At 72.7% G+C, this 14618-nt stretch carries 13 protein-coding genes; 12 read left to right on the top strand and 1 reads right to left on the bottom strand.

The window, feature by feature from the left end:
• From M3N57_01060 to M3N57_01040, 5 genes are all read left to right on the top strand, one after another.
• Positions 1–399, top strand: a 399-nt coding sequence (locus M3N57_01060) for a hypothetical protein (GenBank protein MDP9021297.1), incomplete at its 5' end; no start/stop codon positions are given.
• Entirely contained in the window at positions 396–3095 is a 2700-nt protein-coding gene (locus M3N57_01055) for a DEAD/DEAH box helicase (protein MDP9021296.1), read from the top strand. The genes M3N57_01060 and M3N57_01055, both read left to right, overlap by 4 nt.
• Positions 3096–3105: 10 nt before the next feature.
• The gene (locus tag M3N57_01050) at positions 3106–4545 is read left to right on the top strand and encodes an FAD-binding oxidoreductase (GenBank protein ID MDP9021295.1); all 1440 of its coding nucleotides are present in this window, start codon (positions 3106–3108) and stop codon (positions 4543–4545) included.
• Positions 4542–5603, top strand: a complete 1062-nt coding sequence (locus M3N57_01045; GenBank protein MDP9021294.1) for a (Fe-S)-binding protein — start codon at positions 4542–4544, stop codon at positions 5601–5603. Before M3N57_01050 ends, M3N57_01045 begins: the two co-directional genes overlap by 4 nt.
• The gene (locus M3N57_01040; protein ID MDP9021293.1) at positions 5600–6526 is read left to right on the top strand and encodes a diacylglycerol kinase family lipid kinase; all 927 of its coding nucleotides are present in this window, start codon (positions 5600–5602) and stop codon (positions 6524–6526) included. The genes M3N57_01045 and M3N57_01040 overlap by 4 nt, the downstream gene beginning before the upstream one ends.
• A gap of 33 nt (positions 6527–6559) precedes the next feature.
• On the opposite strand, the gene M3N57_01035 is transcribed toward M3N57_01040, so the two are convergent.
• Positions 6560–8272: a glycerol-3-phosphate dehydrogenase/oxidase gene (locus M3N57_01035; protein MDP9021292.1), complete on the bottom strand. Its 1713-nt coding sequence runs from the start codon at positions 8270–8272 to the stop codon at positions 6560–6562.
• 174 nt (positions 8273–8446) lie between these two features.
• Here M3N57_01035 and M3N57_01030 point away from each other — a divergent pair, with 174 nt between their 5' ends.
• From M3N57_01030 to M3N57_01000, 7 genes are all read left to right on the top strand, one after another.
• Complete coding sequence (locus tag M3N57_01030; GenBank protein MDP9021291.1) at positions 8447–9556, top strand: Xaa-Pro peptidase family protein; 1110 nt, start codon at positions 8447–8449, stop codon at positions 9554–9556.
• Positions 9553–10017: a GNAT family N-acetyltransferase gene (locus M3N57_01025; protein ID MDP9021290.1), complete on the top strand. Its 465-nt coding sequence runs from the start codon at positions 9553–9555 to the stop codon at positions 10015–10017. Before M3N57_01030 ends, M3N57_01025 begins: the two co-directional genes overlap by 4 nt.
• Positions 10014–10325 carry a hypothetical protein gene (locus M3N57_01020; GenBank protein ID MDP9021289.1) on the top strand — a complete coding sequence of 104 codons (312 nt, stop codon included), beginning with the start codon at positions 10014–10016 and terminating at the stop codon, positions 10323–10325. Before M3N57_01025 ends, M3N57_01020 begins: the two co-directional genes overlap by 4 nt.
• A 104-nt stretch (positions 10326–10429) precedes the next feature.
• The gene (locus tag M3N57_01015; GenBank protein MDP9021288.1) at positions 10430–11482 is read left to right on the top strand and encodes a hypothetical protein; all 1053 of its coding nucleotides are present in this window, start codon (positions 10430–10432) and stop codon (positions 11480–11482) included.
• A complete protein-coding gene (locus M3N57_01010; GenBank protein ID MDP9021287.1) occupies positions 11479–13065 on the top strand; it encodes an amidohydrolase family protein in 1587 nt (528 codons plus the stop codon). The genes M3N57_01015 and M3N57_01010 overlap by 4 nt, the downstream gene beginning before the upstream one ends.
• A 595-nt stretch (positions 13066–13660) precedes the next feature.
• Complete coding sequence (locus tag M3N57_01005) at positions 13661–14113, top strand: hypothetical protein (protein ID MDP9021286.1); 453 nt, start codon at positions 13661–13663, stop codon at positions 14111–14113.
• Between the two features lie 32 nt (positions 14114–14145).
• Positions 14146–14618 (top strand): hypothetical protein (locus tag M3N57_01000; protein MDP9021285.1); only part of this gene is annotated, 473 nt, incomplete at its 3' end.

Here is a 14618-nt window from a genome sequence, read left to right as displayed (position 1 = left end):
GATGGCGACCCGTCGGTCGTCACCGAGCACCTGGACACGTGGTTGCGTGCCTACGGGCAGGCGATCGCGGCGCTGGAGGCCGCCGAGGTGTCACCCGCCGCGGACGGCGCCCGCCAGCTGTTCGTCGCCGCCGCGGAGCTGTCGCGCGACGCGACCGAGACGGTCGGGGCGGCCGCCGCGGTCGACGCGGACGCCCGCGAGGTCCTCCTGATCGAGGCCGAACGCATCCGTGCGCGGGCGGTGACCTACGCCGACGCTGGCCAGCGGGTGCTGCAACGCCTGCAGGGCGAAGACCTCAGATCCGAGCCGTCGCCGGCCACCGCCCCGGAGCTGCCCCGCCCCGCGGCGGTCACCGAGGAGGACGGCGCCGAACCGGAGCCGACCACCGCCGGATCGTGAGCACCGCCGACCACGCCAGCATCCCGCAGCGTTTCGCCGAGGGGTACGGCTTCCCGCTCGATCCCTTCCAGCAACGTGCCGTCGACGCGCTCCTGGCGGGGCGTTCCGTCCTGGTCGCCGCCCCGACCGGGGCGGGGAAGACGGTCGTCGGCGAGTTCGCCTGCTTCCACGCGTTGGCCGCCGGCGGGCGGTGTTTCTACACCACCCCGATCAAGGCGCTGTCCAACCAGAAGTATCGCGACCTCGCCGACCGCCACGGCGACGACCAGGTGGGGCTGCTGACCGGAGACCGGTCCATCCACGGCGACGCACCGGTGGTCGTGATGACCACGGAGGTGCTGCGCAACATGATCTACGAGGGTTCGGTGTCGCTGCGCACCCTGCGCTACGTCGTCCTCGACGAGGTGCACTACCTGTCCGACCGTGCGCGCGGGGCGGTGTGGGAGGAGGTCATCACCCAGGTCCCCGCGACCGTACAGCTGGCGGCGCTGTCGGCGACCGTCAGCAACGCAGAGGAGTTCGGTGAGTGGCTGTCCGAGGTCCGCGAGGGCGGCTGCGAGGTCGTCATCGAGGAGCGCCGTCCCGTCCCGCTGCGACACCACTACTACGTCAACGACCGCATCCACCCGACGTTCGTCTCGACCCGGAAGGGGAAGCAGGGCAAGGAGGCCCGGGAACGTGCCGCCCAGGCGCTGGCCGGGGTCCCCAACCCCAAGGTGTTGATGCTCGAACGGCAGGGGCAGCGGAGCCGCGGTGGCGGCCGTGGGCGACGCATGGGTCCGCCGGTCCGGCTGCGTTGGCCGAGCCGCGCCACCGTGGTCACCGAGCTAGCCGATCGTGGGTGGCTGCCCGCCATCGTGTTCGTGTTCAGCCGAACGGGGTGCGAGAAGGCGGTCGATGAGCTGCTGCGCAGCGGCATCTCGCTGACCACCCCCGACGCACGCCGACGGATCGCGGACATCGTCGAGGAGGCGGTCGCGGGGATCCCCGGCGAGGACCTGCAGGTTCTGGGCTACTCCACCTGGCTCGACGCTCTCATGCACGGCGTCGCGGCGCACCATGCTGGACTGGTGCCGGCGTTCAAGGAAGCGGTGGAGACCGCCTTCCAGCAGGGGCTCCTCGACGTCGTCGTCGCCACCGAGACCCTCGCCCTGGGTATCAACATGCCGGCCAAGAGCGTCGTGATCGAGCGACTCGAGAAGTGGAACGGCGAGCGGCACGTGCTGCTCACCCCGGGCGAGTACACCCAGCTCACCGGCCGCGCCGGTCGCCGCGGCATCGACCCTGTCGGCCACGCGATCGTCCTGTACCAGCGCGACATCGATTTCCGCACCGTCGCGGGCCTGGTGGGGACCCGCGCCTACCCACTGACGTCATCGTTCGCGCCGTCGTACAACATCGCGGTCAACCTGCTGCGCCGCCACGATCTCGAACACGCCGAGCGGCTGCTGACCGCGTCGTTCGCGCAGTTCCAGACCGACCGTTCAATGGCCGGGATCGCCCGACGGGTCGCCGAACTCGAGGACGGCATGGCCGGGTACCGCCCGCACCTGCACTGCTCGGAGGGCGACTGGGCGGCGTACTGGTCTTTGCGCCGTGAGCTGACCGAGCGTGAGAAGCGCGAGACACGCCACCGGCAAGCCGCCCAACGCGAGGCGGTCGAGGCCAGGATCGCCCGGCTCAACCCCGGCGACGTGGTGCACTGGCCGGCCGCGCCCGGCAGAGGCCTGGCCGCGGTGGTGGGCGCCTCCATCACCGGACGGGGGACGGTCCTGGCGCGCGTGGTCACCGAGGACCGACAACTGGCCCGCCTGGGTCCACGCGACGTCGACGCCCCGCCGGAGCGCGTCGCCGCCATCGAGCTGCCAGCCGACGGCAATCCCCGCCAGCCCACCTACCGCGCCAAGGTCGCGGCCCTCCTCGACGAGGTGACCGCACCGGCCGCCTCGGCCGGGCCAAGTGACGATGGGGGCCCGATCAGCGACGGGGTCCGCGACCTCCGCCGTCAGCTGCGTGACGACCCCGTCCACCGCTGCCCCGACCGGGCCGCGCATGAGCGCTGGCAGCTGCGCTACGACGAGGTCTCCGACGAACACCGCCGCCTGCACCGCCGTCTGGAACGTGAATCGGGGTCGCTGGTCCGCCAGCTCCACCGGATCCTGCGGGTCCTGACCGATCTGGGCTACGTCGACGAGACCCCGGCGCCCACCCCGGAGGGGATGCGGTTGGCGGGGATCTACGCCGACGTCGACCTGGTGGTCGCCGAGTGCCTGCGCGAGGGTGTCCTCGACGGGCTGTCCCCGGCTGAGGTGGCGGGGATGTGCGCGCTGTTCGTGTACGAGTCGCGGACCGACGAACCGACCGTCGTCCGCCGCTGGCCCAGCGCCGCGCTCGCCACCGCGGTCGATGCGGCCCGGGCGGTGTTCGAACGCATCGCCGAACGGGAGGTCGACGCTGGCCTGCAGCCGACCCGCGACCTGGATCCCGGGTTCGTGGGTGCGGCCTACCGGTGGGCGACGCTGGCGGATCTGGACACGGCGATCGGCCAGCTGGAGCTGACCGGCGGCGACTTCGTACGCAACGTCAAGCAGGTCGCGGACCTGGCCGGTCAGGTCCGCGACGTCAGCGGCGGGCAGCTGCGGGCCGCCGCGGCGGAAGCCGTCGACCTGCTGCGCCGCGGCGTGGTGGAGGCGTAAGGCACTGCCCATGGACGCTGCGCTCGTCGACGCGTTGACGGCGGTGCTCCCCGCCGAACGGGTCAGCACCGACCGCCACACCCTGTGGTTGCACGCTCACGATTTCTGGCCCCGTCTGGTGATGGCCCGCCGCCGCGGCGAGGACCTGCCGCTCCCGGCCGCTGTCGTATCACCGGCGTCTGCCGACGAGGTCGCGGCCGTGCTGCGCTGGTGCAACCAGCAGCGGGTCGCGGTCGTCCCCTACGGGGCGGGCACCGGCGTCTGCGGAGGCGCGTCTGCGGTCGCGGGTGCGATCACCCTCGACCTCAAGCGGATGAACGCCGTCACCGACCTCGATGAAGTCTCCGGCACGGTCACCGTCCAACCGGGGATCATCGGCCAGGCCCTAGAGGATCACCTCGCCGACCGCGGCTGGACGCTGGGCCACTACCCGTCGTCGAACCACTGCTCCACGATCGGCGGCTTCCTCGCGGTCCGCAGCGCCGGTCAGGCATCGTCGTTCTACGGCAAACTCGAGGACATGGTCGTGGGCCTGGAGGCGGTCCTGGCCGACGGGACGGTCGTGCGGTCGCGCCCCGTGCCATCATCGGCGGCCGGACCTGACCTCTCCCGGCTGTTCGTCGGCGGCGAGGGCACCACCGGGGTGATCACGGAGGCGACGCTGCGGATCTGGCCCCGTCCCGCCGCTGCCCGCTACCGCGGTGTTCTCGTCGACGACGTCGTGGCCGGTTTCGACGCCGCGCGGGCGCTGCTGCGCACGGGCTTGCGGCCGACCGTGTTCCGCCTCTACGACGAGACCGACACCGCCATGGTCTTCGGGGCTCAAGGGCTGGACGTCCCGCCTGGTTGCCTGATCGTGGTGGGGGTGGAGGGCGACGCGGACGTGGTGCAGTTCACTTCCCGCCACTTCCTGCAGCGACTGATAGCCGGGGGAGCCCGGGACCTGGGACCCGAGCCCGGCGAACACTGGCGCGCTCACCGCTACGACATCTCTTACCGGTTCGCCGAGTACATGCGCCCCGGCGGTGCGTTCGGCGACGCCGTCATGCTCGACACGATGGAGGTCGCGGCGCTGTGGTCACGGCTCGCCGACGTGTACGACCGGATCCGCGCCGCACTGTCCGTTCACGCTGACCTGGTCCTGGCCCACGTCAGCCACATCTACCCGGAGGGGGCATCGATCTACTTCACGTTCGGTGCCGCAGGCCAGGGTGACGAGGAAGCGGTCGCCGCCCGCTACGACGCCGCCTGGGACGCAGGACAGACCGCCGCGCTGCGCACCGGGGCGACGATCACCCACCACCACGGCGTGGGACGGCTACGGGTTCCGTGGTTGGCTGAAGAACTCGGCCCCGGCGGACTGGACGTCCTGACGCGCGTGAAGCGCGCGCTGGATCCGATCGGCATCTTGAACCCGGGCACGTTGGGGCTGACGGAGGAGCGGCGGTGATCGAACCGCTCGAAGCCGTCGCCGACGAAGCCATCCACGGCAGCTACTGCCCGAAGATGTGCAACTTCTCGTGCCCGGTGCTGACCGCAACCGGAGATGAGCGCGCCGCGCCGTGGGCGCTGCACACGGTCGTCGCCGGGATCGCGACCGGGGACCGCACCGCCGACGTGGTCGCGTACGACGACCTGTACGGGTGCACTGGGTGCCACGCCTGCCAGGTCGCGTGCCTGTACGACCTCGATGTCCCCGCCGAGGTCCGGGCCGCTCGCGCCGAGGTGATCGCCGCCGGGGCGGAGGCGCCGGCCGTGACGGCCGCGGCGCGACACGTGCGCGCGGGACGGTCACCGTACGGCGACGTCCCTGCGGCCCTCCCTGCCAGTCGGACCGACGCGGACGTCGCGGTGATCGCCGGTTGCCGCGACGAACCACCCACGCTGCAGGCCATCGACCAGCTCCTGGCCGCCGCAGGTGTGGCCGCCAGCTGGGTGCGTCCGTCGGGGTGCTGCGGCGCGACACCGGCGGATCTGGGCGACGCCGCCACCGCCGACGCGTGCAGCGAGCAGCTCGCCGCGCGACTCCGCGACGCGCCCCCCACCGTTCTGGCCACCGACCCGCACTGCCTGCCGGCGCTACGTGCCGTTGCGGGGGAGCGCACGGTGCGTGACGTGTGCTCGGAGCTGGCTGGCCATGCCCACCGAGGCGGCCTGCGGTTGCGTGGGCTGGGTGCGGTCACCTACCACGACCCCTGCGTCCTGGCCCGCGACGAAGGCGTCACCGAGCCGCCGCGCACGCTCCTGGCGGCTGCCGGGGCCGATGTGATCGAGCCTCCCGGTGCCGCCCGGGCCACCGCCTGCAGCGGTGCGGGTCTGGCCCTCGAGCTGGTCGCCCCCGACGCGGCTGGGGCGGTCGCCCGCCGCCGCACAGCGCAGCTCGCCGACGATCACCCGGTGGTGACCGCCTGCGCCCGGGCCCGCCGGCTGCTGGCCGCGGCTGGGCTGGCCGTCCGTGACCTGTTCGTCGTCCTCGCCGATCACGTCGACGCGGAGGAGCCGCGGTGACCAGCCCCTACGGGCAGATGCTGCTGATCGCCAACCCGGTCGCCGGCCGTGGCCGAGACGCGGTCGTGCCGCGGCTGCAGCAAGCGCTGGTTCAACGGGGCCTGGACCACCGTGTGGTCACCACCGAGGGTCCGGGCCACGCCGCGGCGCTGGCCCGTCACGCGGTCGAGGAAGACGGCGTGCGGTTCGTGGTCGCCGTCGGCGGCGACGGCACCGTGCACGAGGTCGTCAACGGGCTCGTCGACCCCGACACCGGGCCCAGAGCCCCCGACGTGGTGTTCGGGGTGGTCCCGGCCGGGTCGGGGAGCGACTTCGTGCGGACGTTCGGCCTGGACCGCAGCCCCGAGCGTCTCGCCCGTCACCTGGATGGTGACCAGGTGTACCCCATCGACGTCGGCCGGGCGCGCCTGACGAACCGCCAGGGCCACGAACGCGCTGTGTGCTTCGCCAACATCGCTGAGGCCGGGTACGGCGGCGTGGTGGTCGAGCGTGCCAACCGCCTGCCGCGGTTCCTGGGCCGGGGCCGCTACCTGGTCGGGATATTCGCGGCGATCCGCCGGTTCGACCTCCAGGACATCCGCGTGGTGCTCGACCACACCGAGGTGACCGGTCGCTACTCGAACGTGGTGGTGGCCAACTGCCAGTTCTTCGGCGGGAACCTCAAGGTCGCCCCGCGGGCCCTGCCCGACGACGGGCGGTTCAACGTCCAGCTGTTCCGCGGAACCCCGCGCGACGTGTTCCTGCTCACGCCGCGGATCCGCAAGGGCGAGCACCTCCCGCACCCGGAGATCCAGGAGTACCAGTCCTCACGCGTGGAGGTGCACAGCGACACCCCCGTCTTGGTCGAGGCCGACGGCGAGGTCCTGGGCACGACCGACGCCGTGTTCGATCTGCTCCCGAGGGCGCTGGCACTGAAGATCTGAAGGGGGCGGCCGACGACCTCGGATGCCGGCCCGTCAGGCGGTCTGCCCCGCCTCCGCGGGCGCATCCAGCCAGGCCTTGTCGACCGGGACGATCCCGCGTTCGCGCTCGACCGCTGCGATGTACGACTGCAGCTCCGCGTCGCACCGCTCGCCGTTCCAGCCGCGTTCCTGGCCGAACGCTCGTACCGCCCACCGGGCCGCATCACCGCCAGCGGCGCGATCACGGAGCGAGACCCGCAGTCGGCGCTGCAGGACATCGTCGAGGGTGCGCGCGAGCTCCCGCTGCGCCGCCCAGCGCACCTCACCCCTCAGGTAGGGCAGGTGCGGCAGCAGCCGATCGCTCTCGCCGTGCTCGACGCAGAACACCGCGACTGCCGCGGCTTCCGTGCCGTGACGGTGCAGCAACGATCCGGCCAGGAACGGGTCGACGTCGAGGATCTTGCACACCTCCTGTAGACCCGCGAGGGCGTCATCGACCCGCTCGCGCAGACCGATCGGGAGCCGGTCGGTGATGCACTCAGCCTTGGCTCCTCCGGCCGCGACGATCCGATCGACGACGTCCTCAGCCATCTTGCGGAACGTGGTCAGCTTCCCCCCCGTGACCGTGATCAGCCCCGCCGGTTCCTCGAAGATGGCGTGCCGGCGCGACAGGTCCGCCGAGGCGGCGGTCTCGGCCCGGCCACGGAGCAGTGGCCGCAAGCCCGCCCACGCCCCCAGCGTGTCCGCGAGCGTGAGGTTGGTCCCGAACGACCAGTTCACCGCGTGCAGCAGGTACCCGGCGTGTGGCGCGCTCACCGTCGGCGCGTCGATGTCGCCGACGTAACTCTCGTCGGTGGTCCCGACGATGACCTGATCACCCCACGGGATCACGAAGATCCGGCGACCGTCGTCCGCGGCCGACGGGATCAGCGCCGCGTCGCGGACCCGCACCACCTGCCGTGGGAAGGTGAGGTGGATCCCCACCGACGGGGTCAGCAGCGGCCGCTCCTCATCCCGGGTCATGTCACGGACCCGATCGGCCCAGACGCCGGTCGCGGAGACGACCCAGCGGGCGGTGACGTCGAGCTCGTCGCCGGTGAGCCGGTCGCGGATGGTCGCCCCGACGACGCGATCGCCGAAACGCAGGAACCCGACGGCCTCGGCGTGGTTGACGACCAGCGCACCGAGCCGCCGGGCTGTCTGGATCACCGCCAGGGTCAGACGGGCGTCGTCGGTCTGGCAGTCGTAGTAACGGAAGCCGCCCAGACCGATGCCGTTGACCAGACCGGGGACGGAGGTCAACAGATCGGCGATATCCAGTGCCCGGTGGCTGCGGACGTTGCGGCCGAACGCCATCGCGTCGTAGATCGTCAGGCCAGCGCGCATCAGCCACCGGTCGGTGCGGTCGGCGACGGGGATGGCGAACCCGAGCGGGCGGACCAGGTGCGGGGCGATCTGGCGCAGGAGGTTGCGTTCGCGGACGGCTTCGTGCACCAGGCCGAACTCACGTTGCTCGAGGTAGCGCAAGCCGCCGTGGACCAGCTTCGAAGATCTCGACGAGGTCCCCGACGCCAGGTCGGCGCGCTCGACCAACGCGACGGTCAGTCCACGCGAGACGGCGTCCAACGCGATCCCCGCACCGGTGATGCCGCCGCCGATGATCAGCACGTCCAGCGGGCTGCCGGCCGCGCGGTCGAGTGCGTCCTCGCGATCGACCAGCGGCTCGACCGGGGGGAGAGGGCCGGCGGGGCGGCCTGCGGGGGGCATCGCGTGCCTCCTCGGTCGCAGCCGCACCCCCCGGGAGACTAGCAGCCGCGGATCGCCGCTTCCGTACGATGCCGGGCGGATCGAAGTCGGGAGCGACCCTGTGAGCGACGCTCCGCAGGAGCGGCGCGAGAGGAGCTGTCTTAGGTCTCCTAAGACTGCGACGGAGGTGTCCCTGTGAGCGACCACGCCGAGCGCCTGGTCCGCGCCCGCGCGGTCCTGCGCGCCCGTGGCCTCGACGCCTTCCTGGCAGGGCCATCCGCGGACCTGTTCTGGCTGGCCGGCTACCGCGCCCCGGCGCTGGAGCGACTGACCATGCTGGTGGTCCCGGCCGAGGGTGACGCGACCCTGATCGTCCCCGAACTCGAAGCGCCCCGCGCGGCAGCGAGCCCGGCGCCCGATGTCGCCGAGCTTGTCACGTGGGCGGAGTCGGGCGACCCGGTCGGCGAGGTCCGCTCGTCGCTGGCGCGCGCCGGGGTCCCCGGCGACGCGGTGCTGGCCGTGCAGGACCGGTTGTGCAGCATGTTCCTGCTGCAGCTGCAGGACGCGCTGCCTGCGGCCCGGTGGCGGACAGGCAGGGACGTCAGCCGCGACCTCCGCCTGCGCAAGACCCCCGCAGAGGTGGAGCTGCTCCGCGCCGCAGCGGCCGCGATCGACCGGGTCCACGCGCGTGTCCCCCAGTTCCTCCGTCCCGGTCGCACCGAGGCGCAGGTCGGGCGTGACATCGCCGAAGCGATCCTCGAGGAGCACGACCAGGTCAACTTCGTGATCGTCGCGTCGGGACCCAACGGCGCGAGCCCCCACCACGAGACCGCAGACCGCGTGCTACAGGACGGTGACGCGATCGTGGTCGACATCGGCGGCACCCGCGCCGGCTACTGCTCGGACATGACCCGCGACTACGTGCTGGGACGCGTCCCGGACGGGTACGCGGAGCTGCATGCGGTCTTGGAAGAGGCGCAGCGTGCCGGCGTCGACGCCATCCGAGCAGGTGTGGCGGCGGAGAACATCGACCGGACGTGCCGCTCGATCATCGCGGCGGGCGGGTACGGGGAGCTGTTCACCCACCGCACCGGCCACGGCATCGGCGTCGAGGAGCACGAGGACCCCTACCTGGTCGCCGGGAACGACGAGCCACTCGAGCCGGGGATGGCATTCTCGGTGGAGCCGGGGATCTACGTCCCCGGCCGGTACGGGGCGCGGATCGAGGACATCGTGGTCGTCACCGAGTCCGGGGCTGAGCGGCTGAACCGACTCGACCGCGGCATCGTCGAGGTGGGGGGGTGACCGGCTCACCCGACCGGGGAGCGTCCGTGCACGTGCGGCGCGCCCGCATCGAGGAGATCCGTCCGCTGGCCGAGGCGTACCGCGACGAGTCGTCGCGCGACACCGCGCCGTCGGAGCCGCCGCAGCCTGCCGGGGGGATCTTCTGGATCGCCGAGGAACCGGACGGCGGCGAGCCGCTCGGGTACGCCGGTGGGACGCTCCGTCCGGGCGGGCTGACGATCGGCCCTGTCTACGTCCGGCCGGCGTCCCGCCGGCGGCGGATCGGTGTCCAACTGCTCGGTGAGGTCCAGCGCTGGGCCGCGCGGACCCGCATCCCCGTCGTCGAGGTATCCGTCGCGGTCGAGAACGACGAGGGACGCGCCTTCCTCGAGGCGTGTGGGTACATGCCGCGACGGATCCTGTTCTCGCCCACGCCCGAAGCTCGCCCTGACGCACCAGCCGTCGTGGCAGACACGCGGTGAACGGCGACCACGACATCGACCGCAAGGCACGGCGCGCCTGGCGCATCGCCGGGTACGGCACCCTGGTGGTGGGCAGCGGCCTGGCTGCCGCCGGTGCCGCGGGGGGCGCGTCCGGCGAGACCGGGATGGTGCTGTTCCTGCTCGGCGCGCTCGTCACGTGCGGCGCGGGGACGCTGTACGCGATCGTGAGCGGGGCGGTGGACCAGATCCGCGACCAGCCGGTCGGACGCGCCCGGGTCCGCGCCGCCGTCGCGCTGGGCGCCCTGACGATGTTGCTGCCGTTGCTGCTGGTCGGTGCGGCGCGCTGACTGCGGTCCGAGGGTGCGTCACTGTTGCCGGCCCACGTGACCGGGCTTGGAGGCCGCGATGAGGAGACGTTGGTAGCCTCGGCCTCGCCCGTGGTCGGAGAACGTTGACGCTGAGCGACGCGATCGGCGTGTCCCGCTCGAGCGAGCCTGCGGGGGTGCTGCCGCGGGACGCGTGGCGGCTGGACAACCATCCTGACCTCCGCCCCGGCGAAGCCCGGCTGGACGTCGAGATGCTCCGGCTCCCCGCCGGCCTGCTCGCCTACTTCCGCGACACCGTGGCAGACGAGCCCGGTGCCCGCCGGGCCGCGCTCCTCGAGACGGTCGCGGAGCGTGGCAAGCTGCAGGCACCGCACGCCGGGAGCGACGGGAGCGTGGTCGGACGTGTGGCGGCCAGCGCCGATCATCCGTCCGGTGTCGCGCCGGGGCGTCGGGCGCTCGCGGCGGCCACGCTAGGAAGCGTCCCGTTGTGGCTGCGTCACATCGCCGCCTGGGACGGGGCGTCACCCATCGTGCCCGCCACCGGCCACGCGATCGTGCTCCCGACCACACCGCTGGCGGTGGTCCGCGACGACCTCGACACCGTGGTCGCTGTGAGCGCCGCGGAGACCGCCCCGGTGGTCGCTGCCCTGCGCCGGTTGGCCGTCGCCGGTGGCCGTGTCGCCCTGCTGGGTGGGACGGGCGGGGCCGGGGCGGTGGCAGGGGTCGCCGCCCGAGAGGGTGGGGCGAGGTCGGTGGCGGTGACCGTCGCGACTCTCCGCGACGCTCGCCTCATCGAGCACGTCGGGGCTGCCACGCCGGTGGTGTGTGACCCCAGCGACGCGGTGGAGGCAACGCGGTCGCTGCGCGTGGTCCTCGGTGGACCCGCCGACGTCGCCGTGGCCGCTGCTGGCGCGGTGGCGGCCGCGGCGCTCACCGTCCGGGACGGCGGCACCGTGGTCGTCGCCCCCTCCAACGACACGGTCGCCGAGGTCGCAGCGTCCGTACGTGCCGTCGGTCGCGACATCCAGCTGCTGCTCGCCGGCGGGCACGTCGCCGGAGAGGTGGCGCTCACCCTCGACCTGGTGGCGGAGTACCCGCGGCTGAGGGCCGTCATCGCCGGGCACACCGGGACCGGGACCGATCCCACGCTCGACGCGGCCCGCGAGAGACGGCCGTGACCGCAGCTCCGCGCGGCACCCTCCTCGTCGCCGACCGGGTCGTCACGCTGGGCCATGGCCGCACGGAGGCACGTGCCGCTCTGGTCCGCGGCAAGCGGGTGGTGTGGGTGGGAGACGATCCGGCTGCGGCGCCGCCGCACGCTGCCCGGTTGGAGCTGCCGGGATGCACGTTCGGCCCGGCGTTCGTCGACGCGCACGCGCACCTGACGATGACCGGCCTGTCGCTGGGCGGGCTCGACCTGGCGCAGGTCGCCAGCGGCGCGGAGCTGCTGAACACGGTGGCGACGTACGCGCAGGTGCACACCGGCCGGGTCCTGTGGGGGCACGGCTACGACGACCACGACTTCCCCGACGCGCTGCCGTCCGCTGACCAGCTCGCGGACGTCACCCCCCACTGCGCGGTGTACCTGACCAGAACCGATCGCCACTCCTGCTTGGTCGACCGCCACACGCTGGCCGCCGCGCCGCTGGCCCGGGCCGCCGGGGTCGAGCGCGATCCGGAGGGCCGTCCCACCGGGGTGCTCCGCCGCGAGGCGCACCGCATCGCGCGCCGGTGGGCGCTGGGTGCGATGGCCGAAGGCGACCTCACCGCTGCCCGAGAGACCGCAGCGCAGCACGCGGCGTCGTTGGGCATCGGCTGCGTTCACGAGATGGGCGGCCCGGACATCATGGGGACCGGCGATTTCGACGCATGGATCAACGACCGCTGGCCGGTCGAGGTGATCGGGTACTGGGGCGACCTCGATCTCACGTTCATCGCCGAGCGCGAGCTGCGCCAGGCCGGCGGGGACCTGTTCCTCGACGGGTCGCTGGGATCGCACACCGCGGCGTTGGAGGCCCCGTACGCCGACGTGCCCTCGGACAGCGGCCGGCTGTTCCACTCCGACGACGAACTGGTCGAATCGTTCCGGGACGCGACCCGGTCGGGGGTCCAGGTCGGCGTGCACGCCATCGGCGATGCCGCGATCCGTCAGGCGGTGCGCTGCTGGCAGGCGGTCAACGCCGAGCTCCCCGACTACCTGCACGGCGAGATCCGCCGCCTCCGCCACCGGCTCGAGCACGCCGAGGTCCTCCCCCCCGACCTGCTGGCCGCGGTCGCGGAGCTGGGTTTGGTTGCCAGCGTTCAGCCGGCTTTCGAGGCGACCTGGGGTGGCCCCGGTGGGATGTACGAGCGTCGCCTGGACCCCACAAGACGCGGGTGGATGAACCCCTACCGTGCGCTGGCGGACCTGGGTGTCCCGCTGGCGTTCGGCTCCGACGCCAACGTGACCCCCATGGACCCCTGGGGTGGCGTCTACGCGGCCGAGCATCGCCACCACCGTCGGCACGAGCTGTCGCGACTCGAGGCCGTCAGCGCCAGCTGCCTGGGTGGCCGTTTCGCCGCCCGCCAGGACCGCGTCTCGGGCGTGGTCCGGGCGGGGATGCGCGCCGACCTGGCCGCGTGGGAGGGCGATCCGTTCGAAGCCGACGATCCGCGCGGCGCCCGGTGCGTGCTCACGATCGTGCGTGGACGAGTCACGCACGGCGAGGCACCACTGCCGCGCTGGGACGACGAGCCCGGCGACACGCCGCTGGCGTCGTGACGATCAGGTGAGCATCGTCCAGGGGGGTGGCCGCCGTCCCAACGCAACCGGGCGGCCGTGCGGTGCGCGCTCCCCGGTGTCCACAGCGTCCAGACCCCCGGTGACCTGCGACGACGCCGCTCGTGGGGTCGGTGTCGCGCCGCCGAAGACGTCGGTCACAGCTCGCCGACCCGGCGAGTCTTGACGGGACATGAGGCGGCCAGCATCCTGCTCGCGTTGGTTCGTTCGGTTGCCCACCGGGGGCGGACGCGACGGAGCGGGGGGACCGGGGGTTTGCGCAGCGGAACGGTCGCGAGCGACCAGTCAGCGCCGGCCCAGGCCGACCCGGCCGCCGTGGGGACCGCCACGAACGCACGTCGCGTCCCGGCGGCATGCGCGAAGGACCGACGACCTAGCGCAGCGGGCTTAGTAGACAACGCCGGTGGGGCACCGCTACCCGCCTGAGCGGCACCAACGGCACGCTGCGCGCACCGTTGAAGGCCCCGGGGCGACCCGGGGCCTTCGGCGTCGGACGGGGAACAGCGACCACCGCGCGGACGTTGCCTGCCGTGCACAGGGCTGGTACGACAGCCGCCACCAACGAGGAGAACCCTCCGTGGGACGCAAGGTCAGCCCGACCGGGACGGTCGACGACTTCCACCTCGCCGACGATCTCGACGACGACGTGCGCGACGACGAGTTCCTCGATGCCGACGACCACCTCGACGACGATCTACTCGCCGAGGACGACGACGTTGAGGACGACGACGTCCTGAACGAAGAAGACGGCGACGTCCTGGTCGAGGATGACGCCACCGAGGACGTCCTGGTCGACAACGACACCACCGAGGACGTCGAGGTCTCGCTCGCCACGGTCGACGAGGACGAGGATGACGATGAGGACGCCGATCCGGACGTCCTCGTCCGCGTCGTCGAGGACGACGAGGAAGACGAGCAGGATGTCGACGGTCTCCGCGAGGGAGAGTTCATCTGCAACTCCTGCTACCTGGTCAAAGGACCGACCCAGCTCGCCGACGCCAAGAGGATGATCTGCCGCGACTGCGTGTAGCCGCAGCGCTCGTCCTCGCGGTCGCGGCCGGCGTGGCAGGTTGGGCGGCCCACCCACCCGTCGCCGCCTGGCCGGCCTCGTTGTTGGTCGTGCCCCTGGTGCTGGCGGCCGTGGACCTGGCGGCGACGACCCGTCGTCCGCTGCTGCCCGCCGCCGTCGGTGGCGTGGCGGGGCTCGTCACGTTCCTCCCGATGCTCGACTGGATCATCGCTCCGGCTGGGTACGTGGGCTGGATCCTGCTGACGGCGACCCAGTCGGCCTGGTACGCGCTCGTCGCCGACCAGCTGCGCCGGTGGACGCGGAGCGTGTGGGTGCTGGTCCTCGCGCCACTGCTGTGGACCGCGATGGAGGCGTGGCGCGCCGTCTTCCCGTCGAGCGGCTTCGGCTGGGGCGATCTGGCGTACGCGCACGTCCATGGCTCACCGCTGCTGGGTGTCGCCAGGATCGTCGGCGGCTACGGGTTGACGTTCCTGACAGCCCTGATCGGCGCGGGACTGTGGCTGGC

The organism is Actinomycetota bacterium (genome assembly GCA_030776725.1).
GTDB lineage: Bacteria > Actinomycetota > Nitriliruptoria > Nitriliruptorales > JAHWKO01 > JAHWKW01.
Note: the sequence above shows the minus strand (reverse complement) of the source record. Positions and strands in the feature narration are given on the sequence as shown.

What these genes read in the sequence shown, in the direction of transcription:
- M3N57_01050 (MDP9021295.1), top strand. Translation starts at nt 3,106, where the DNA reads ATGGACGCTGCGCTCGTCGACGCGTTGACGGCGGTGCTCCCCGCCGAA.
- M3N57_01035 (MDP9021292.1), bottom strand. Translation starts at nt 8,272, where the DNA reads ATGCCCCCCGCAGGCCGCCCCGCCGGCCCTCTCCCCCCGGTCGAGCCG.